The organism is Microbacterium sp. Y355, assembly GCF_059445345.1.
This window is the reverse complement of the sequence record NZ_JCAIUD010000001.1, coordinates 316,777-337,691: the sequence shown is the minus strand read 5'-3', so window position 1 is coordinate 337,691 and position 20,915 is coordinate 316,777. Positions and strand designations below refer to the sequence as shown.

General features: G+C 63.4%; 23 protein-coding genes. 18 read left to right on the top strand and 5 right to left on the bottom strand.

The genetic code is table 11. The annotated features are described in order from the left end of the window. Positions 1-185 precede the first annotated feature (185 nt). Positions 186-1,268 (top strand): COX15/CtaA family protein, encoded by a 1,083-nt coding sequence (locus AC1C2O_RS01705; RefSeq protein ID WP_495428702.1) that lies wholly within the window; start codon positions 186-188, stop codon positions 1,266-1,268. 126 nt (positions 1,269-1,394) lie between these two features. Continuing rightward, a complete protein-coding gene (gene yajC / locus AC1C2O_RS01700) occupies positions 1,395-1,838 on the top strand; it encodes a preprotein translocase subunit YajC (RefSeq protein ID WP_495428700.1) in 444 nt (147 codons plus the stop codon). On the opposite strand, the gene AC1C2O_RS01695 is transcribed toward yajC, so the two are convergent. Next, positions 1,784-2,689 (bottom strand): heme o synthase, encoded by a 906-nt coding sequence (locus AC1C2O_RS01695; RefSeq protein WP_495428699.1) that lies wholly within the window; start codon positions 2,687-2,689, stop codon positions 1,784-1,786. The two genes, yajC and AC1C2O_RS01695, sit on opposite strands and share 55 nt — an antisense overlap. A 215-nt stretch (positions 2,690-2,904) precedes the next feature. On the opposite strand from AC1C2O_RS01695, the gene tkt reads away from it, so the two are divergent. The 6 genes from tkt to pgl are packed head-to-tail and all read left to right on the top strand — an operon-like array spanning position 2,905 to position 11,007. Then, positions 2,905-5,007, top strand: coding sequence for a transketolase (tkt, locus tag AC1C2O_RS01690; RefSeq protein WP_495428698.1), 2,103 nt, complete (start codon positions 2,905-2,907; stop codon positions 5,005-5,007). Next, complete coding sequence (tal, locus tag AC1C2O_RS01685) at positions 5,004-6,116, top strand: transaldolase (protein WP_495428697.1); 1,113 nt, start codon at positions 5,004-5,006, stop codon at positions 6,114-6,116. The genes tkt and tal overlap by 4 nt, the downstream gene beginning before the upstream one ends. Continuing rightward, a complete protein-coding gene (locus AC1C2O_RS01680; protein ID WP_495428696.1) occupies positions 6,113-7,720 on the top strand; it encodes a phosphoglucose isomerase-related protein in 1,608 nt (535 codons plus the stop codon). The genes tal and AC1C2O_RS01680 overlap by 4 nt, the downstream gene beginning before the upstream one ends. 22 nt (positions 7,721-7,742) lie before the next feature. Continuing rightward, on the top strand, positions 7,743-9,290 hold the full coding sequence (zwf, locus tag AC1C2O_RS01675; protein WP_495428695.1) for a glucose-6-phosphate dehydrogenase: 1,548 nt from the start codon (positions 7,743-7,745) through the stop codon (positions 9,288-9,290). Continuing rightward, positions 9,287-10,222, top strand: coding sequence for a glucose-6-phosphate dehydrogenase assembly protein OpcA (locus tag AC1C2O_RS01670; protein WP_495428694.1), 936 nt, complete (start codon positions 9,287-9,289; stop codon positions 10,220-10,222). Before zwf ends, AC1C2O_RS01670 begins: the two co-directional genes overlap by 4 nt. 5 nt (positions 10,223-10,227) lie before the next feature. Then, a complete protein-coding gene (gene pgl, locus AC1C2O_RS01665; RefSeq protein ID WP_495428693.1) occupies positions 10,228-11,007 on the top strand; it encodes a 6-phosphogluconolactonase in 780 nt (259 codons plus the stop codon). On the opposite strand, the gene AC1C2O_RS01660 is transcribed toward pgl, so the two are convergent. Continuing rightward, positions 11,001-12,092, bottom strand: a complete 1,092-nt coding sequence (locus AC1C2O_RS01660) for a DMT family transporter (RefSeq protein WP_495428692.1) — start codon at positions 12,090-12,092, stop codon at positions 11,001-11,003. The two genes, pgl and AC1C2O_RS01660, sit on opposite strands and share 7 nt — an antisense overlap. Positions 12,093-12,136: 44 nt before the next feature. Here AC1C2O_RS01660 and def point away from each other — a divergent pair, with 44 nt between their 5' ends. The 8 genes from def (at position 12,137) to AC1C2O_RS01620 (ending at position 18,468) form a co-directional block, all read left to right on the top strand. Then, entirely contained in the window at positions 12,137-12,703 is a 567-nt protein-coding gene (gene def, locus AC1C2O_RS01655) for a peptide deformylase (protein ID WP_495428691.1), read from the top strand. A 121-nt stretch (positions 12,704-12,824) separates the two neighbouring features. Continuing rightward, positions 12,825-13,361, top strand: coding sequence for a septum formation family protein (locus tag AC1C2O_RS01650; RefSeq protein WP_495428690.1), 537 nt, complete (start codon positions 12,825-12,827; stop codon positions 13,359-13,361). Between the two features lie 173 nt (positions 13,362-13,534). Next, positions 13,535-15,454, top strand: a complete 1,920-nt coding sequence (locus AC1C2O_RS01645; RefSeq protein ID WP_495428689.1) for a heavy metal translocating P-type ATPase — start codon at positions 13,535-13,537, stop codon at positions 15,452-15,454. Between the two features lie 89 nt (positions 15,455-15,543). Continuing rightward, positions 15,544-16,797 carry an alpha/beta hydrolase family protein gene (locus AC1C2O_RS01640; RefSeq protein WP_495428688.1) on the top strand — a complete coding sequence of 418 codons (1,254 nt, stop codon included), beginning with the start codon at positions 15,544-15,546 and terminating at the stop codon, positions 16,795-16,797. Positions 16,798-17,017: 220 nt separating this feature from the next. Further along, a complete protein-coding gene (locus AC1C2O_RS01635) occupies positions 17,018-17,182 on the top strand; it encodes a hypothetical protein (protein WP_495428687.1) in 165 nt (54 codons plus the stop codon). 43 nt (positions 17,183-17,225) lie between these two features. Next, positions 17,226-17,558 carry a hypothetical protein gene (locus AC1C2O_RS01630; protein WP_495428686.1) on the top strand — a complete coding sequence of 111 codons (333 nt, stop codon included), beginning with the start codon at positions 17,226-17,228 and terminating at the stop codon, positions 17,556-17,558. Positions 17,559-17,624: 66 nt separating this feature from the next. Further along, positions 17,625-17,777 carry a hypothetical protein gene (locus AC1C2O_RS01625; protein WP_495428685.1) on the top strand — a complete coding sequence of 51 codons (153 nt, stop codon included), beginning with the start codon at positions 17,625-17,627 and terminating at the stop codon, positions 17,775-17,777. A gap of 307 nt (positions 17,778-18,084) precedes the next feature. Further along, positions 18,085-18,468 carry a hypothetical protein gene (locus AC1C2O_RS01620; protein ID WP_495428684.1) on the top strand — a complete coding sequence of 128 codons (384 nt, stop codon included), beginning with the start codon at positions 18,085-18,087 and terminating at the stop codon, positions 18,466-18,468. Positions 18,469-18,598: 130 nt separating this feature from the next. Here the strand turns inward: AC1C2O_RS01620 and AC1C2O_RS01615 are convergent, their stop codons facing one another. Together AC1C2O_RS01615 and AC1C2O_RS01610 are read right to left on the bottom strand one after the other, a co-directional pair. After that, a complete protein-coding gene (locus tag AC1C2O_RS01615) occupies positions 18,599-19,264 on the bottom strand; it encodes a hypothetical protein (RefSeq protein WP_495428683.1) in 666 nt (221 codons plus the stop codon). Between the two features lie 127 nt (positions 19,265-19,391). Further along, positions 19,392-19,796, bottom strand: a complete 405-nt coding sequence (locus tag AC1C2O_RS01610; RefSeq protein WP_495428682.1) for a hypothetical protein — start codon at positions 19,794-19,796, stop codon at positions 19,392-19,394. A gap of 188 nt (positions 19,797-19,984) precedes the next feature. Here AC1C2O_RS01610 and AC1C2O_RS01605 point away from each other — a divergent pair, with 188 nt between their 5' ends. Next, positions 19,985-20,383, top strand: coding sequence for a hypothetical protein (locus tag AC1C2O_RS01605; protein ID WP_495428681.1), 399 nt, complete (start codon positions 19,985-19,987; stop codon positions 20,381-20,383). After that, positions 20,358-20,573, top strand: a complete 216-nt coding sequence (locus AC1C2O_RS01600) for a helix-turn-helix transcriptional regulator (protein ID WP_495428680.1) — start codon at positions 20,358-20,360, stop codon at positions 20,571-20,573. Before AC1C2O_RS01605 ends, AC1C2O_RS01600 begins: the two co-directional genes overlap by 26 nt. A gap of 69 nt (positions 20,574-20,642) precedes the next feature. On the opposite strand, the gene AC1C2O_RS01595 is transcribed toward AC1C2O_RS01600, so the two are convergent. Then, positions 20,643-20,906 (bottom strand): hypothetical protein, encoded by a 264-nt coding sequence (locus AC1C2O_RS01595; protein ID WP_495428679.1) that lies wholly within the window; start codon positions 20,904-20,906, stop codon positions 20,643-20,645. Positions 20,907-20,915 lie beyond the last annotated feature (9 nt).

Here is a 20,915-nt window from a genome sequence, read left to right as displayed (position 1 = left end):
ACCTTGGCCTCGTCGAGTACGCGAGGTGGGTGCCGCTGGTGGGCCTCATCACGGACGCATTCTTCGCGCCTAAACTATTGATGATGCATCTCGCGCTGAGCGCGTGCATCACAACAATCCGATTCTACAGGTTCCCCCTGGCAAACGGGCCGTGCCCGTCTGCCCGAGAGTGGACCGGAGGACACATGCCCGACACCACTGCCATGACCGACTCCCCCACACAGGTCCGGGCGTCCATCACTATCGGTCGACCGTTGCGCGTGTTGGCGTGGCTCTCGTTCCTGGCCGAGGTCATCATCATCGGCACCGGCGGCGCAGTGCGACTGACGGGATCAGGCCTCGGATGCTCCGAATGGCCGCTGTGCACGCCAGAATCTCTGGTGCCGATCTACGAAGTGCAGGGCATCCACGGCATCATCGAGTTCGGCAATCGCACGATGACTGGCCTGGTGGGGCTCCTCGCCCTCGCAGTGCTGTTGCTTACGCTGCACGCGATCGGCGGTCGCAAGCCCGTCGTCGTCGCGCTGTGGTTCGCTGGGGCGGGCGTCGTCGCAGCGGTTCTCGCGTACTTCGTCACGGCGCCGTTCGATCTGCCGGCGTTCGGTATCGCCTCCGGAGTGCTACTGCTCGCCGTCATCCTGGCCGCGATCCACTCGCTGCGTGAGAACGCCCGACGACGCGATCTATCCATGCTCGCCTGGATCGTGCTCGCCGGGGTGATGGCTCAGGCCGTCGTCGGCGGCCTGGCCGTGGTGAGCGATCTGAACCCCTTGATCGTCGGCTTCCACTACGTGTCTTCGCTGCTTCTGGTGTGCGTCACCGCAGCGTTCCTGGTTCGGATGCGCCAGTCTGACGCCCCTCGCAAGCGCGCCGTGCCGGTGTGGTTCGCCGTGCTCGCTCATGTGACCGGCCTGGCACTCGCCGCGACCATCTTCTTCGGGGTCCTCACCACCGGCTCGGGACCGCACTCGGGTGACGCGAACGTGATCCGCGACGGTTTCGACGCAACGGTCCTCGCGCACGTGCACTCCTGGCCGGGCTATATCCTCGCCGTCCTCGTCGCAGGGCTGACCATCGCAGCGTGGGTTCTGCGGCTGGAGCCCCGACGCTGGCTGTTGGTGCTTGTCCTCGCGATCCTGGTGCAGATCGGCGTCGGCATCTGGCAGGCACGTGACGGACTGCCAGAGATCCTGGTCGGCATCCACATGGTGTTGGCGGCGCTGTCGGCCGCTGCATACACGGCGATGGTTCTGCACCTAAAGCGCTGACCCCTGATCGAGTGGGCGCGTGTGGCTCGGATTTGCGCGAAATTCGAGCCACAATTACCCACTCGCACAGGTCGCGCATAGCGGGCGCAGGGCGTTCGCATTGGGTCCAGGGTGAGACTCACAGACATGAAATCTCTCACCCGCAACATTTCGTACTGGCTGCTTCTCGTTCTGTCCCTCGCGTCCGCCGGTGTCGGCGGCTGGATCATCAACAGCCAGAGCACGGCGATGACCTCCGCCTTGCTGGACGGAACAGCCACCGGCGTCGAGGTCTATGTCGGGCAGCCCCTCATCGTCGTCGGTGCCGCACTTCTCGGCGCTGGCATCATCGGCATCCTGCTCACACTCGCACTGAGCGCTGTGAAGGCGTTGCTGCCTGCCCCGACGCCTGTAGTCGTGGAGCCGATCGACTGGACGGCGGATTCATCTGCTGATAACGCTCCGACCGACTCAGCGATCGACGCCGAAGATGTCGCTGCTGCTGATTCAGTGGACGTCGAGAACGACGCCGAGGATCAGAACGGAAGCAGCGGGTCGACCGCCACGGCAACGAAGATCAGCGTCAAGTAGGTAATGGAGGCGTGGAACACCCGCATCGGACGCGGCTGTGTTCCACGCACCGCCTCGTTGTACAGGCGGTGTGACTCATAGATGAACCATCCGCCGAAGACGACAGCAGAAACCGTGTAGACCAGGCCCATGCCGGCAATCGGGATCAGCAGCAGCGAGCAGGCCAGCGTGGCCCACGCGTACAGAATCACCTGAAGGCCGACCTGAGAAGCGTTACGCGTGACGCCGAGCATCGGAACATCCGCGCCCTCGTAGTCGTCGCGGTACTTCATCGACAGTGGCCAGTAGTGCGCAGGCGTCCACAGGAAGATAAGCGCGAACAACACGATTGCCGGCCACGCGATATCTCCGGTGACTGCAGACCAGCCGATCACGACCGGGAAGCATCCAGCGATGCCCCCCCAGATGATGTTCTGCTCGGTGCGGCGCTTGAGGATCATCGTGTAGATGACGACGTAGAAGAAGATCGCCGCGACGGACAGTGTCGTTGTCAGCCAGTTGGTGGTTGCGAATAGCCAAACCGTGGATGCCACGGCGAGAACCCAGGAGAAGATCAGCGCCGCGCGCGGCGAGATCTCGCCGGTCACGAGCGGTCGGTTCTCGGTTCGGTGCATGTGCGCGTCCATGTCCCGGTCAAGGTACATATTGAACGACGCTGCAGAGCCGGCGCTCAGCGAACCGCCGATGACAGTGGCGAGCACGAGCCAGAGATTTGGCATCCCGCCTTCGGCGAGAAACATGACCGGCACGGTGGAAACGAGAAGCAACTCAAGCACGCGGGGCTTAGTCAGCGACACGTACGCCTTGATCGTCTTAGCAATCGGACGTTTCACCGCCGTCGTCTGCGACATGGTCGAGATAACAATCGCCTCCTCAGCACACACCAACGACAACCCTTTCAGTCTACGACAAGCAAACCGGACGACTCACAACGTAAGACGCATTTGTTGGTTGCTCTCACCCCGCTATGCTGAAAATCACTCGCGCGCCCGGCGCTGTGCACCTGTCCGTGACGATGCGGAGGCGCCAGGGGAATTCGGGCGCCCTCGTAGTTGTTGGAAAGGGCATGACCGTGACGGAACTCCAGTGGGCTGAAATCGATCGACGTGCGGTGGACACCGCCCGACTTCTTGCGGCGGATGCCGTGGAGAAGGTCGGCAACGGCCACCCAGGCACGGCGATGAGCCTCGCCCCGGTCGCCTATCTGCTTTACCAGCAGGTGCTGCGCCATGACCCGACTGACACTGATTGGCTGGGCCGCGACCGCTTCATCCTCTCGGTCGGCCACTCGTCTCTGACGCAGTATGTGCAGCTCTACTTGGGCGGCTTCGGCCTTGAGCTCGACGACCTCAAGGCGCTGCGCACCTGGGGCTCGCTGACACCAGGACACCCCGAGTACGGCCACACCAAGGGTGTGGAGATCACCACCGGCCCGCTTGGGCAGGGGCTCGCCTCTGCCGTCGGCTTCGCATACGCTGCCCGCTACGAGCGCGGCCTGTTCGACCCCGAGACCGCGGCTGGCTCCAGCCCGTTCGACCACTTCGTGTACGTGATCGCCGGCGATGGCGATCTGCAGGAAGGCGTGACCAGCGAGGCCTCTTCGCTCGCCGGGCACCAGGAACTGGGCAACCTGATCGCGATCTACGACTCGAACCAGATCTCGATCGAAGATGACACGAACGTCGCCTTCACCGAAGATGTCGCAGCTCGCTACGAGTCCTACGGCTGGCAGGTCATCACGGTCGACTGGAAGAAGACTGGCGAGTACGTCGAAGACGTCGCCGAACTGCACGCCGCGATCGAGGCCGCCAAGGGCGAGACCTCGAAGCCGTCGCTGATCGTCCTCAAGACCATCATCGGCTGGCCGTCGCCCGGCAAGCAGAACTCGGGCAAGATCCACGGCTCCGCTCTCGGTGCTGACGAACTCGCCGCCACGAAGAAGGTGCTCGGCTTCGACCCTGAGCAGAACTTCGCTGTCGCCGACGACGTGATCGAGCACACCCGCGCCCTCGCGGCTCGCTCGGCAGAAGAGCGTGCAGCCTGGCAGAAGTCGTTCGATGCCTGGGCCGCTGCGAATCCGGAGCGCAAGGCACTGCTCGACCGGCTTGAGGCACATGAGCTGCCCTCCGACATCGACGCCGCACTGCCTGTGTTCGAGGCCGGCAAGGAGGTCTCCACCCGCGCAGCATCAGGTCAGGTCATCAACGCACTTGCCGCAGAATTGCCCGAGCTTTGGGGCGGTTCTGCTGATCTCGCCGAGTCGAACCTCACGACGATCAAGAATGCACCGTCGTTCATCCCGACCCAGTGGTCCACGCACGAGTGGTCTGGCAACCCGTACGGACGGGTGCTGCACTTCGGCATCCGCGAGCACGCCATGGGCGCGATCATCAACGGCATCGTGCTGCATGGCCCGACCCGCGCCTTCGGCGGAACGTTCCTGATCTTCAGCGACTACATGCGCCCCGCAGTGCGCCTCGCAGCCCTGATGAACATCCCGAGCATCTACGTCTGGACGCACGACTCCGTCGCACTCGGCGAAGACGGCCCCACACACCAGCCGATCGAACAGCTCGCAACACTGCGTGCGATCCCGAACTTCACGGTGGTGCGCCCGGCCGACGCGAACGAGACCTCGGCTGCATGGCTCGAGCTGCTGCGCCGCAATGGCGGCCCCGCAGGTATCGCCCTGACCCGTCAGAACATTCCGGTGTTCGAGCGTGGCGATGACGCAGCATCCGGTGAAGTCTTCGCTTCTGCCGCCAACACTTCCAAGGGCGCCTACGTGCTCGCGGAGGCCCCGAACGGCACGCCTGACGTCATTCTGATCGCGACGGGCTCTGAGGTGCAGCTTGCTGTCGCCGCACGCACGACACTCGCGAGCGAGGGCATCAACGCCCGCGTCGTCTCTGCTCCGTCACTGGAGTGGTTCGACGAGCAGGATGCCGCGTACCGCGAGTCGGTGCTCCCGAAGTCCATCACGGCGCGCGTTTCGGTCGAGGCAGGATCATCCCTGACCTGGCACGGCATCGTCGGCACCAATGGCCGTTCCGTCGCGATCGACCACTTCGGCGCATCAGCAGATTACAAAACCCTTTTCCAGCAGTTTGGCATCACCGCCGAGGCCGTCGTCGAGGCGGCACGCGAGACAATCAAGGAGAACGCATGAGCACCCCGACTTCTCAGCTTCACGACGCCGGCGTCAGCATCTGGCTCGATGACCTCTCGCGCACCCGCATCAACTCTGGCAACATCGCTGAGCTGATCGAGTCCCGCAACATCACCGGCGTCACGACGAACCCGACGATCTTCGCGAACGCGATCACGAACCCGGATGACACGTCATACGACGCGCAGGTCACCGAGCTCGCCGCCTCCGGCGCCACAGCGGAGGAAGCTGTCTTCGCTGCGACGACTCAGGACGTTGCGGCAGCGCTCGATGTCTTCCGCCCGGTATGGGAAGCGTCCGGTCATGTCGACGGTCGTGTCTCGATCGAGGTCTCCCCCGACCTCGCACATGACACGGACAACACTGTCGCCCAGGCCAAGGAACTGTGGGCGAAGATCGACCGTCCGAACCTGCTCGTGAAGATCCCCGCCACCAAGGCCGGCCTCCCCGCGATCGCTCAGGCAATCGGCGCTGGCATCAGCGTCAACGTCACGTTGATCTTCAGCCTGGAGCGCTACGCCGAGGTCATCGAGGCTTATCTCACGGGTCTCGAGACCGCGAAGGCTGCTGGCATCGACGTGTCGAGCATCCACTCGGTCGCGTCGTTCTTCGTGTCGCGTGTGGACTCCGAAACAGACAAGCGTCTTGAGGCCATCGGCACCGACGACGCCCTCGCGCTCAAGAGCAAGGCAGGACTCGCCAACGCGCGTCTCGCCTACGAGCTGTTCGAGCAGACCTTCGCAAGTGACCGCGCCAAGGCACTTCTGGATGCTGGCGCGAACCTGCAGCGGCCACTGTGGGCCTCGACCGGCGTCAAGGACCCGGCACTGCCCGACACCCTCTACGTGACGGAGCTTGTCGCGCAGGGCGTCGTGAACACGATGCCGGAGAAGACGCTTGAGGCGACCTTCGACCACGGTGTTATCACCGGCGACACGATCACGGGTGGCTACGAAGAGGCACGTGCAGTCTTCGCCGGGCTCGCCGAAGTCGGCATCGACTTTGCTGATGTCACCCAGGTTCTCGAGGATGAGGGAGTCGCCAAGTTCATCGATTCCTGGCATGACCTGCTGACCCAGGTCGCCAAGGGGCTCGAGGCACAGCGATGACCTTCTCGATCCACGCCTCTGGCGCGGCCAAGGTCGCGATCGATGAGGTCGTACCCCGCCTCGTCGGCGACCTCATCGCTTCCCGCATCACGGGGTTCGATGCAACTCTCTGGGGCGAAGCTGCAGAGGAAGAAGCATCGAAGCGTCTCGGCTGGATCGAGGCCGTCTCGGTCTCCCGCCCGCTGGTCGCCGAGATCAACGCGCTGCGAGACGAACTCCACGCCAAGGGCGTGAATCGTGTGGTCCTCGCCGGCATGGGCGGATCATCACTCGCTCCGGAGGTCATCTCCCAGACAGCTGGTATCGCGCTCACGATCCTCGACTCAACTGCCCCTGGACAGGTGCTCTCGGCGCTCGATGAAGGCCTTGCAGCGACCGTTCTCGTCGTGTCATCCAAGTCGGGCTCCACGGTCGAGACCGACTCGGCAAAGCGTACGTTCGAGGCGGCTTTCCGCGACCTCGGCATCGACCCGACTGAACGCATCGTCGTGGTGACCGATCCCGGCTCACCGCTCGATGTCGCCGCGCGTGCGGACGGTTACCGCGTGTTCAACGCCGACCCGAATGTCGGGGGACGCTATTCCGCTCTGACGGCATTCGGTCTGGTTCCCTCCGGACTCGCCGGCGTCGACATCGACGAGCTTCTCAATGAGGCTGAGGCGACGTTGCTGCAGGTCGCCGTTGATCGGGCAGACAACCCTGCGCTGCGTCTCGGCGCTGCGATCGCTGCCACCAACCCGCGCCGTGACAAGCTCGGCCTGGTCACAGACGGCACGCACATCAAGGGCCTCCCGGACTGGATCGAACAGCTCATCGCAGAATCCACCGGCAAGGAGGGCACCGGCATCCTTCCGGTCGTTCTGCTTCCGGTCTCCCCTGAGATCGAGAACGTCCCTGCCGATCTTCAGATCGTGCGCTTGGTCGACGACGCGAACGAGTTCCACCTGCGCGAACGTCACCAGGGCGAGATCCTCGTCAGTGGCTCGCTCGGCGCGAGCTTGCTGGTCTGGGAGTATGCCACGGTGATCGCCGGCTATCTGCTCGGGATCAATCCCTTCGATCAGCCAGACGTCGAATCAGCCAAGATCGCTACTCGCGGTCTGCTGGATGCTCGTCCGGAACCGACCGCACCGGCATTCGTCGAGAACGGCATCGAAGTTCGGGTCTCCGACCCGGCTCTGGCCGCATCTGGCAACATCGAGGCAGTGATGGATGCCCTGTGGGCACAGCTGCCCGAGGACGGCTACGTCTCGATCCAGGCATACGTGAATCGCCTTGAGTTGCCGCAGCTACAGGGCCTGCGCGAGCTGGTCGCGGCCGACTCCGGTCGACCGACCACGTTCGGCTGGGGCCCGCGCTTCCTGCACTCGACCGGTCAGTATCACAAGGGCGGACCCGAGCAGGGTGTTTTCCTGCAGATCCTCGAGCGCACCGACGTGGATCTCGAGATCCCGGAGCGCCCGTTCACCTTCGGTCAGCTCATCCAGGCACAGGCCGCCGGCGATGCCGGCGTGCTCGCCGAGCATGGTCGTCCTGTCGTGTCTCTCACGATCACGGATGACTCGGCCGATGTGCTCGCCCTGTTCGAAGCCGCCCAGAAGTAGTCCGTAGGAGAAACCCCCGCCGATGACCGTTCCCGTATCACGCGGCCACAACCCGCTGCGCGACCCCGACGACCGTCGCCTCAATCGCATCGCAGGTCCCAGCGCGCTGGTGATCTTCGGTGTGACCGGTGACCTGTCGCGCAAGAAGCTCATGCCCGCGGTATACGACCTCGCGAACCGGGGGCTTCTGCCCCCTGGATTCGCACTGGTCGGCTTCGCCCGCCGTGACTGGAAAGACCAGGACTTCGCCCAGGTCGTCTACGAAGCGGTGAAGGAGCACGCGCGCACTGAGTTCCGCGAGGAGACCTGGCAGCAGCTGCTGCAGGGCATCCGCTTCGTCTCCGGTGAGTTCGACAACCCGGAGTCGTTCGCGAAGCTGCGCGAGACCGTCGAAAAGCTCGATGTGGAACGTGGCACGATGGGCAATCACGCCTATTATCTGTCGATTCCGCCGAAGGCGTTCCCGCTCGTGGCCAAGCAGCTCAAGGACTCCGGGCTCGTCGGCGAGGACCGCGGCGAGGATCAGTGGCGTCGCGTGGTGATCGAGAAGCCATTCGGTCACGACTTGGACTCGGCTCGTGCCCTGAACGAGGCGCTAGAGGTGGCGTTCCCCGCGGACTCCATTTTCCGCATTGACCACTACCTCGGCAAGGAGACAGTGCAGAACATTCTGGCGCTGCGCTTCGCGAACGAGCTGTATGAGCCGCTGTGGAACCGAAACTACGTCGACCACGTGCAGATCACCATGGCCGAGGACATCGGTGTTGGCGGTCGTGCCGGATACTACGACGGCATCGGTGCGGCGCGTGATGTCATCCAGAATCACCTGCTTCAGTTGCTGGCGCTCACCGCGATGGAAGAGCCCATCAGCCTTTCCGCAGAGCACCTGCGCGCCGAGAAGGAGAAGGTGCTCGCTGCGGTGAAGCTGCCTGAGGACCTGTCTCTGGCCACTGCCCGCGGGCAGTACGCAGGTGGCTGGCAGGGCGGTCAAGAGGTCGATAGCTTCCTCGGCGAAGACGGCATGAACCCTGAGTCTGTCACCGAGACGTACGCAGCGATCAAGTTGGAGATCGCGAACCGTCGGTGGGCGGGCGTGCCCTTCTACCTGCGCAGCGGCAAGCGTCTTGGGCGCCGAGTGACCGAGATCGCCGTGGTCTTCAACCGCGCACCTGAGCATCTGTTCGGCCGCAGCAACGCGGCGGAACTCGGTCAGAACGCGCTCGTGATCCGCGTGCAGCCCGATGAGGGCGTCACGATCCGCTTCGGTTCGAAGGTTCCTGGCGCCGGCACCAACGTGCGCGATGTGACGATGGACTTCGGTTACGGCCATGCGTTCACCGAAGCGAGTCCCGAAGCCTATGAGCGGCTCATTCTCGACGTGCTGCTGGGCGATCCGCCGCTGTTCCCCCGTCATGAGGAGGTGGAGCTGAGCTGGAAGATCCTCGACCCGGTAGAGAAGTACTGGGCAGCTGTCGGTGGTCCGCTGGAGCAGTACGCCCCCGGTTCCTGGGGACCGGCATCCGCTGATGCCCTCCTTGCCCGCGACGGACGCGTCTGGAGACGACCGTGATCATCGACCTTCCCGATACGACCGTCAGCCAGGTCGCAAAACATCTCGTCAAGGTACGCGAAGAGGGCGGCGCTGTCGCACTCGGACGCGTGCTTACGCTCATCATCTCTGCGCGCAACGGTGTGGCCGAGGCCGCTATCGATGCAGCCAACGATGCTTCTCGCGAGCACCCGATGCGTGTCATCGTGCTGACCACTGGCGATGGAGACTCTCACCTCGACGCACAGATCCGTGTCGGTGGGGATGCTGGAGCGAGCGAGGTCGTTGTCCTGCGTGCCTACGGCGCGGCAGCCAGCAACGAGGAAAGCCTCGTCACCGGATTGCTGTTGCCAGATGCACCTGTTGTCGCATGGTGGCCGGAGGACGCACCGATCGATCCGGCAAATTCGCCGCTGGGCCGCATCGCGCAGCGCCGCATCACGGATGCCGCAACCACTCCAGATGTGCGCGATCGACTCGCACTGCTCGGCAGGACCCATGCACCGGGCGACACCGATCTGGCATGGACGCGTCTCACACACTGGCGCGAGCAGCTCGCAGCGGTGCTTGACCAGCCTCCCTTCGAGACGATCACGGCCGCGGAGGTTCTGGGCGCTGCGGCATCCCCCTCCACCGCGTTGCTCGCTGCATGGTTGCGGTTGTCGTTGGATGTGCCGGTGCGCTGGCAGTACGAGGACCCATCGCACTGGGATGCTGGCATCAAGTCGGTGCGGCTGACCCGAGCGAGCGGCGATATTCTGCTGGAGCGACCGGAATCCAGCGTGGCGGTGCTCACACAGCCGGGCCAGCCTGATCATGAACTGCACCTTCCTCGTCGCACCCTGCGCGAGTGCCTGGCCGAGGAGCTCCGGCGCCTCGACCCCGACGTCCTGTACGGTCGAGTGATCACTGAGGGCTGGGAGAAGCTGGGTCCGCCCGAGACTGGAGAGTGAACGGCATGCCGCCATCATCCGCTGAGAAACTGGTCGTCGTCGAGCGAACCCCCGCCGCCCTCGCGGCACGGGTCGCAGACCGATTCCTCACGCGCGTCAAAGCGCGCACGAAGAACGGTCGAATCGCACACATCGCCCTCACCGGCGGCTCGATGGGCGGCGCGGTTCTCCGCGCGGTCGCTGTGCACCCGAAGACGAGCAAGATCGACTGGTCGCTGGTGCATTTCTGGTGGGGCGACGAGCGATTCGTCGCCGCTGACGACGCGGATCGCAACGCGCTGCAGTCGCGTGCGGCGCTGCTGGACCATATCGACCTTCCGGCCGAGAACGTGCACGAGGTTGCAGCGGCAGACAGCGGACTGACGCTTGACGAGGCTGCCGACGCGTACGTCGCCGAGTTGGCGAAGTACGGCACGGATGAGCACCCGTGGCCGTCGTTCGCAGTGTGTTTCCTCGGCGTCGGACCTGACGGGCACATCGCCTCGCTGTTCCCTGATCGTTCGGAAGTCACCGAGACGGATGCTGCGGCACTGCCTGTGCGCGACTCCCCCAAGCCGCCGCCGGAGCGAGTGACACTCACCCGTCCGGTGATCAACTCGTCCAAGCGGGTCTGGCTGGTGCTCACCGGCGCGGACAAGGCTTCAGCGCTGGGTCTTGCTCTTGCCGGTGCGAGCTACACCAGCGTGCCTGCCGCGGGCGCCAAGGGGCGCAAGCGCACGATCTTCTTCGTCGATCAGGCTGCCGCCGCTGAGGTTTCCGAAGACCTCATCGACCAGGGTTACTGATCGCTGCGCTCGACGCCAGGGCCGTAGCCGTGTTCCGGTCCGTTTCCTGGGCGGTTCTCGGCACCTGAGTCGCACTCAGCGCCCGAGTCTGTCGAAGGCGTCCCCGCAGAGTCATTGCTCCCCCGGCTGATTCCGAGATCCTGGCTCTCGCTCAGCACCTGGGGGTGGTAGCGAGCCAACCAGATGACACCCCAGACGGCGATCGCCCCGGCTACTCCGAAGCAGATCAGTACCCAGCCCGGCGCCGCAGAGGCTTCGCCGAGCACGAGCATCCCAATCAGGACCGCCACCATCGGATCAACGACGGTGAGCCCTGCGATGACGAGATCCGGCGGTCCGGAACTGTACGCGGTCTGCACGAAGTAGGCGCCCACTGCTGATGCGGCGACGAGTGCGATCACGCAGACCAGCGTCACCCATTCGAATTCCTCCGCCTTCACTCTCTCGATGACAGCCTTAGCCAGGGTCGCTACGAATCCGTAGAGAATGCCAGCGCCGACAACATAGAAGAGCGCGCGCATGCGGTGGCGAAGGATCAGCCAGCATCCTCCGAGCACGATGATCACGACCAGCAGTATCGCGAGGATCGTGAAGAGCTGCCGATCGCTGATCTCCTGCTCTGTCGCGAAGATCGCCGCGAAGAACACGAAGATGAAGATGCCGCCGACGCAGGCGCCGATAGCAATGAGAGACTTCTTGGTCGGAGTGTGTCCTGAAATGTGCGCGTTCAGCAGCGTCGTGATCACGAGCGCGATCGCACCAAGCGGTTGCACGACGATCAATGGCGCGAACGACAGCGCAGCGAGCTGGCAGACGATCGCCAGAAAAAGCATCAGAGTGCCGACAAGCCAAGAGGGTCGAGTCAGCAACCGCTTGAGCTGCTCGAAGCTGAGACCGGTGGTTCCGGCTGCGCCGCTGAGACGCTCGACCTTCTCTACGCCCCTGTGCTGATATTGCGCACCGAATGACATGAACACAGCGCCGGCGAGAGCCAGCGGGATGCCAAGGAGCAGCCCTGGGTTCGCAAATGCACCGACGAGCTGGTCGCCGACATCAGCCGCTGTAGTCCACACGCTCGCACTCACACGGAAAACATTACCTGGCACAGGCAACACAGTAGGGTTGTGGCGTGGCCGTTCTACCGATTCGCATCATGGGCGATCCTGTCCTGCACTCCCCCGCATCCGTCGTCGAAGAGATCAACGATGAGATCCGCACCCTTGTAGCCGACATGTACGAGACCATGGACACGGCTCCCGGCGTGGGTCTTGCCGCCCCGCAGGTCGGCGTGCCGCTGCGCATCTACACGTATTCCTACCCCGATGAGGAAGATCAGCCGTGGCGCGGCGTGCTGATCAACCCCGTGCTCTGGATGTCGCCGCCCGAGCCTGGTGAACCCGATCCCGACGAAGAATCCGAAGGATGCCTCTCCTTCCCCGGTGAGCGCTTCCCGCTGCGCCGCGCCGAGCGCGTGCTCGTGACCGGCCTCAACCTGGACGGCGCGCCGGTGCGCATCGAGGTCGACGGCTGGCGCGCGCGCATCATGCAGCATGAATTCGATCACCTCGACGGCATCCTCTACGTGGACCGACTTTCCGACGGCGATTGGAAGACGGTGCAGAAGATCGCACGCAAGCAAAAATGGGGACGTCCTGGTTCGAGTTGGATGCCGGGCGTCGATGATCTGGAAAGCTAAGTGCGTACAGCCTTTCGATTGCAATTTCAAAGTTGCGGCATAGATTCGCGCTGAAGTAGCGTTCCCTGTGGCGAGGATTTCATCCGCGACCGAATGACGATCCTTGGAGGGGACACAAATCATGAGAATGCGCACACGTAGCGCGCTGGCTTTGGCCGGCACGGCTGTCGCGTTAAGCCTCGCACTGACCGGATGCAGCGCGCTGAGCGGCATCTTTGGCGGCGGCGACGCCGAGCGCGACGACAAGGGGAACGTCACCGAGGAGTCGACAATCGACATCTTCGCGCTGAAGGTCGGCGACTGCATGCCCGCCAGCGACACCGACGGAGAGATCTCCGATGCCGATGTCGTGCCGTGCACTGAACCGCACGCGGACGAGGTGTTCTTCGAGTTCGAGCTTGCAGACGGTGACCTGCCGAGCGAAGAAGAGATCACCGCCGAGGTTGAAGCCCAGTGCGTCCCGGCATTCAACGACTTCGTCGGGTTCGACTACTACGAATCCGCCCTCGACTTCTGGTGGCTGACTCCCACTGAAGACACCTGGACCCAGGCGAACGACCGCCTGGTGCAGTGCGTGATCTACGAACCGGATCCCGCTGATGAGACAGGCAAGGCGCAGCTCGAGGTCACCGGATCCCTGGAGGGCGCCGGACGCTGATCCCTCAGCTCACAAAGACGAGACCTCGCCATCCGGCGGGGTCTTTTCTTTGTCGCGCTCTAGTTGCCAGGCCGCAGCTAACCTGGGGGACATCAAAGGCAGCACGCTCTATCCTCGAGCACTCTCGAGTAGCCGTCCTGGCGGAGACTGCAAGTCTGCGGGATGCTAGGCCCATGCAATTCCTCGGTGTGCTGTGGCGGTATCCCGCGATCATCCTCACGGTCGTTGTCTTCGCTGGCGTGGCCGTTCTCCATGCCACGAGCGAAGACACGGCAGGGAGATGGGCTGCGACTGCGTATGTCGGGGCGTTCGTCGTATGGACGCTAGTGAAGATGGTGCGGGATGTGATCCGCGGGCACGTCGGCCTCGACATCCTGGCGGTGGTAGCGATGGTCGCGACGCTTGCAGTCGGGGAGTATGTCGCGGCGCTCATTATCGTCCTGATGCTCTCGGGCGGAGAAGCGCTTGAGGATTTCGCGGGCCGCCGCGCGAAGCGCGACCTGTCGGCGCTGCTGGATCGCTCGCCGCGCATAGCGCACGTCGTCAAGCATCCGCATGGGCCTGATTCTGGTGATGTGCAGGATGTCCCCGTGGATGCCGTCACGATCGGCGATGTCTTACTCGTGCGCCCTGCGGAGATCGTGCCGGTGGACGGCATGCTGCTCAGCGACTCAGGGACCTTCGATGAGTCGTCACTCACCGGAGAAAGCATGCCAGTGACCCGCGAGGCTGGTGGCGAGGTGCTCTCAGGCGCGATCAATGGGTCCGAAGCGGTGCGGATTCGAGCAGTCCGACGAAGCGACGACAGTCAGTACCAACAAATCGTTGCGCTCGTCCACGCTGCTGAGAGTTCACGTGCCCCGGTGGTGCGTCTCGCCGATAGATTCGCAATCCCCTTCACCGCCATCGCTCTCGTACTTGCTGGCACAGCCTGGACGATCTCGGGAGATTCGACTCGATTCGCCGAAGTGCTCGTACTGGCAACCCCGTGCCCACTTCTCATCGCCGCTCCCGTCGCTTTCCTGGGCGGGCTCTCCCGGGCGGCAAAAGCCGGGGTGATCCTGAAGGGCGGTGCGGTAATCGAGCACCTGGCGCGAGTGCGATCCGCCGCGTTCGACAAGACCGGCACACTCACCGAGGGCAGACCGACTCTCGTTGACGTTCGCCCCGCCCCCGGCGTCGGCGCTGATGAGCTTCTGATGCTTGCAGCCTCTGCTGAGCAGTACTCGTCGCACGTCTTTGCGGACGGGATCCGCGCGGCCGCTACCGCTCGGGGCCTCACGCTGCATGCTGCGGACGAAGCGCGTGAGGTCGCGACGAACGGCGTAACGGCCATCATCGAGGGCCGCACCGTTGTCGTCGGCAAACCTGCATACATCTCGGCCCTCGCTCCAGATACGGTGCGTACGACGCTTGGCATCGGAGAAGCCGCGGCCTATGTTGCAATTGACGGTCAGTTTGCCGGGGCCCTCGTGCTTGCCGACGCTGCCCGACCTGAAGCATCTGCTGTCGTCTCTTGGTTGCGGGAAAACGGCGTCGAACGTCTCATGATGCTCACCGGTGATGCTCAGCCAACGGCGGAGTCGATCGGTCACCAGGTGGGTGTCGATGACGTTCACGCTGAGCTCCTGCCCCCGGAGAAGGTACGTCTCGCAGCCGAACTCCGTCCACGACCAATGATGATGGTCGGCGACGGAGTCAACGACGCACCCGTGCTCGCCGCAGCCGATATCGGTATCGCCATGGGCGCGAGGGGGGCGACCGCCGCCGGGGACGCCGCCGATGCCGTCATCCTCATCGATTCCCTCACCAGGGTCGTCGACGCCGTCTCAATCGCGCGACATACTCTTCGTGTGGCCCTCGCCGCGATCTGGATCGGCATCGGGCTGAGCGTAGCCCTCATGATCATCGCGATGACCGGGGTTATCCCGGCAGTCGCCGGGGCCCTCATCCAAGAGTTCGTCGATCTCGCGACGATTCTGTATGCCCTCCGCGCACTCGGCGGCCCGGCCAGCGGGCTCAGCATAGACGCGCCACGTGAGACCGAAGCAGCAGAAATCCCGACCGCGTCGAGAACGAGCACCGGCGACTGAGGACAGGTTCCGACTAGGTCAGCGGCGAATCAACACAGTCTCCAGAAATTGTTTCACCCCGCCGCGACCGCATGCGCTAGACAGTCTCTATGCGAACTGGCGCGCCCACGGCGCATACCCGTCGGCCGCGACGAGCACGACGGACCTTCCTGATCATCGGGATCGTCCTCATCGTGGTGCTCGGCCTCGCCGCAGCGGAGTTCGCACGACGAGACCTCGAGGGCCAAGCCGACCTCCGAACTGACCCGGCGTTCTATGCCCTGCCCTCCCCCGTTCCTCACGGCGATCCCGGCACGATCATCCGCACAGAGCCGATTCTGAGCGCTCCTGCCGGATCGAGCGCGTGGCGGGTGATCTATCACTCGCAGAACCTCGCGGGCGAAGACATCCCCGTCTCCGGCGTCGTGATCGTTCCCGATGGTCCGGCACCGGACGGCGGCCGAACAGTGATCTCCTGGGCCCATCCAACGACCGGGGCGGCGGCGAAATGCGCGCCCTCCCTCGGTCTCGACCCATTCCAGTACATCGAGGGGATGCACGAGCTACTGGCCGAGGGGTACGCGATCGCCGCGACCGACTATCCGGGCCTCGGAGTGGAAGGAGAATCGTCGTATCTCCTGGGCGTTCCGGAGTCGAACAGCGTGTTAGATATCGTGCGCGCCACTGGCCAGATCGACGGTGTCGACGCGAGCGGCCGTCTCGTTCTATGGGGACACTCCCAGGGTGGGCAGGCAGTTCTGTTCGCCGCACAACGGGCCGCTTCGTACGCTCCGGAGCTCGAAGTCGAGGGTGTGGCGGTCGCTGCCCCTGCAGCCAACCTGAACGCGCTGATGACCGACGACATCGTGAACCTCTCCGGAGTCACGATCGCTTCGCTCGCGATCCCCGCCTACACGGTCGCCTATGCAGATCGATACACCTCTGACGAGATCACGGCGATCCTCACCCCGGCCGGCGCGAAGGCCACGCCGGACATGGCCGAACTCTGCCTGCTCACGCAGACCAAAGAGCTGCATACGATCGCAGATCCCCTCGTGGGCGGGTACGTCACCAGCGATCCGGCCACCACGCAGCCGTGGAAGAGCCTGCTCCAGGAGAACAGCGCAGGCGCTCAACCGCTGACCGTTCCCGTGTTCGTCGGTCAAGGCGAAGCCGATGAACTGGTGCTACCCAGTGCGACCGAAGAATACGTCACGCTCCTCTGCTCACAACAAACGGATGTGACCTTCCATCGGTACCCGGACGTCACCCACGGGCTCGCCGCGTACGCCGCGCTCCCCGACCTGCTGCTCTGGCTGCCAACCCTAGACAGCGCACGCACGCACGCCAGTAACTGCGGTTGATGAATATGCGCCGCTCCCCGGTTCGGCCGGTCGTTCAGCATGCAGCCGCACTGACCGGAAGACGATGTAGTGATGCGCGTCGGGCGAGCCGGTGCACAGTTGAACTCGGAGGAACCATGAAAAAGGCGCCACATCAGGTTGAGGCTCTGGCTCTCTAGCGCGAGGCTGGGTGCAACAGTACGCTCTGGACAACCGGAGCAGCTGAAAGGTGGCGGTCAACATGACCATGAACGAGCCAAGAGTCGATCCCGAGACAGAGGCCGCGATCGATCGCGCCCTCGATGCGGCGAACCTGCGTGCCGGAGGCGCTACCGCTTCAGTCGTCCACCCGGATCAGGGGGAACCCATCGCCGACGACGGGGCCTCGGGCGGGGACGGAGACTAGAGAAGCTCGCAGGACGCTTTTAACTGATCGGCGGAAACTTGCCATGAATGAACAGCGCCGCTCAATACATCAGCTCGGTGACATGCTCACAGGGCTACAGGTCATCGTCGCGATCGCTGGGGCAGGTCTCGTCCTTTCTAGGACCCTCGGAGTAGCTGGATGTGAGGATCGCTGCAACTATCCAGTCCTCGAAGTCGCGACACGGGGATTCTGGATGGTTGATCTAGTCGTCCTTGTTCTCACGATCGCTACATACTTCCTCCTGAGATCCCGGCTACAAGAAGCCTGGGTTATCCCGACGATTGGGCTAGCCATCACACTGATCGTCCTGCTCATCACGAACGTGGCCATCGGGGAAGCGCTGGTTGTCGGATAACTGCGAGTTCACTCATCGAGGGTTGATTCCTCCCCACTTCTTTAGCCGTGGGGAGGAGGTGACGACATGGGCAAGATCAAGTTGAACAACGCACGACCGAACTACATCGAGCGTCCGGTCGTTGATCCAAAGACGGCGATGGAGCGGGCGCAGAAGCAGGTGCGGGCCGAGCGGAAGCGTCGCGCGCACTCCCTGATCACCGCGACCGCTCGGGGCTGATACCCGCGATCTCTGAGCCGCGACGGGTCGACGGAACATGGTGTTGGCAGTTCTGGTCAGCCGAGCTGGACCCAGGAAACTCTGCCGATAGTGCTGGCGCCTCCGGTGCTCTCATGAGATGAGCGCGGTATCCTAAATCCATCACGATCAGCCCGCTCGCCTCGCGGCTCGGGCTGATTTTCTTTTAGGAGACACGTGGTCGAGTCATCAGGTCGTTGCGGCTGGGGTCCCACAACCCAGGGGTTCTGAGACACCGAGGTTGCGAGACACCTAGCTCGCGCAGCCCATCCCTGCTACGGTCGGCCACATGAGCGCCCCCATCACAGAGCAGAATCGCGTTGGCGCTACGCAGCGTCCTCTTCAGCTCAGGCCAGTCGCGATTCTTCTGCTCGGAGTTCTCGTCGTTCCACTTGTACTCACCGCAGCGTTCAACAGCTACGGCCCACTCACTGAGGAAAGCGCCATTCGTATGGCATTCGCGACAGTCGCCGGTCAGGTGATCGCCGTTCTCACTGGAATTGTGACCGTCGGCGTTGCAGTGAAACGGCGACACAACGTCATGCAGATCGCGATCCTGATTGGGGTCGCGATCGCGATCATAGTTAGTGCGTTGGCCATGAGCGCGGCGGCAGGCGACTTGTTGTTGTCTCGGCTCGATCTCATCGCTGAAACGAATCTGCTCAACCAATAACCTGTCTGTGCTCGCGCTACCTCGCGCGAGCGTACCGCCACTGCGATCAACGCCGGTGACGGTGCCTCGCATCCGACGGGTTTCGAGATACCGAGGTTAAGTGACAGCCGATCAAGCTGATGCTGTCCCGTCAAAACTCTTCGTTGAGGACGGTATCTGAAGGGCTGATCGGGTACGCATCAAGATTGGGATCCTCAAGGATCCGTTTCGCTGTGCTCCGGGTGCAGCCGACGAGGAGGCTTCGCGCGTAGATGTCCTGACCGACGAACCAGTGGCGATCCGAAGGCCACCAGTACATCGGTACGCGCCCCGTCGCCGTAGTTGGCAGCACTAGAGCGCGATACTCATCGACCAAAGTGCCGGAGTAGAGCACCATCTCGCGTTGATACGGCGAGAACATCACCGCCGGTCCGTGTATTTCCATGGCATACCCGTCCCAGGACGCGAAGTAGTGGGTGCTCTGATCCGGTTCGAGTGCTTTGATGAGTGGCTTTACGAGGCTGACGGGTGAATTCCCCATATCGGGTTCCCTCCAGTATCCGTCCGGAAGCTCAACGCCTTCAACGGACGCGAACTCAGGCCACTGCATCCATGCCTGGGGCTCGATTCCGTTCCTGCTCACGACATCCGTCCAGGAGACAGTGGAGCCGTCTCGAAGCTCGATCGGATTGAGGATACGCACATACGATTCGTAGCCGGCTGGGACCACCGACGTCACTCTGTCACCCGTCGCATCGAGCAGTTTGGCGACAGTCTCGGCCGGACGCAGATCAAGCTCATGTCGCAATGGGCACATGGGTGAAGACTACTGAGGCCCGATCGCCGAATCCAGAGCGCCTCTGCTCACGCGGTCGCCCGGTGCGTCGCATTTTCCATGGGCATCGAGACGGTGAGGTGTGAGACACCTTCGCCGGCATCAGTCATTACCGCTCGGGGACGGTGCCCTCGTAGTCCTGCCACGTTCCGGAGAGAGCTTCCATAGCCCACTGCTGATGTTCTTTAGGCACGTCATGGCCCGCAAAATCCATCACGATGTAGTGGACGACGAAGCCATCGTCCACGGTCGCTGCATACTCAGCGGCGCGTTCGCGACTGCCGAACTTGTAGTAGGACGCTTCGGTGGTCGTATAGGCCTCGACGCAGTCCAATGTTGTTCCGCATCGTTCCGCAGTAACGTCTCGAGGATTAGTGCTGACGTCCGGTTCGTACTCAGCTTCCACCACCATCTCGAGCGTCAGCAACCTGTGGTTGTCGATGAGCGCGCAACCTGCCACGGCTGCCCCAACGATGATGAGCGCCGGTACCGTGAGAAACGGCCTATACGACATGGGCCCTAGTTTGACATGCAGCTGCATGTCGCATTTCCCATCGGCGGCTTCAAAGGGTCGTAGCCACACCGAGATTCCGAGACACAACCATGCCGAACGTTGAATGTCAGGTCCGCTTGACATTAAAGCGGGATGCGTGCGATCTTAGATGTCAAGTGCGCATTACATTTTGAAGGGACCGACTGACCGTGTGGAAGTACGTCGTTGCCGCCATCTCGCTGCTGGCTGTGATGATCGTCGGACTCTCTCTCGGCGATCGCTTCGATCTCGAGTGGCTTCGGATCGCGACATTGGTCGCCACCCCGGTTCTCGCAGTTACTGGGGTGATGATCATCAAGACGCGCAATCAGCGTCGCTCGCGTTCCATGGAGCCGGGCAGCGTCGAACGCGAGGCTGACGTTCGGGCACGCGCGGATGCGTTTGTCGACGCGCTCGTGCTCACAGCAGTTGCGCTCGCGCTGAGCGCCATCTTTCCGCATATCGCGGGCTGGGTGCTGCCACTCGCACTTCTTATTGGTTTTGTGGTGTCTTATTGGCTGCGAAGGGCGATGGACGGTCACGATGCGCGTCGCGAACAGTCTCCGTGAGCATCGCCGGTCGGTCGGCCTCACGCAGGAGGAGCTGAGCCGCAGGTGCGGTGTTTCCCGTCAGACGATCATCGCGATCGAGCGAGACGTCCACGTGCCCACGCTCACGCTCGCGTTGACACTTGCCGAAGAATTGAAGATGCCGCTCGATGCTCTCTTCCGACTGGAACGCTCGATCACTCAGAACTAGCCGCATGGAGCTCGCCCACAAGGTCGCGGAGACCGGAGATGATGTCGTCGCGATCGAGCGCATCGCCCCTCAGACGCTCGCCAGCGTATCTCGCCAGACAAGGACGCCACGCTCGAGGAACTCGGCGGGCACATCTCCCGGCGCCGGGATCGGGTCGGCAGGATCGACGTCGAGGGTGCGAAGCGTGGGGACACGTCGGCTCGGGGCATGAACCCACGCCGGAGCGGGGAGCCCCTCTTCGCTGAGGCGCAGATCGACCACAGCAGCCAGGGCGGCATCCCAGGCACGGTCACCGGTCAGCTCGGGCTCGGCGAGGCCGAGCACTCCGCGCACAAGGCCATG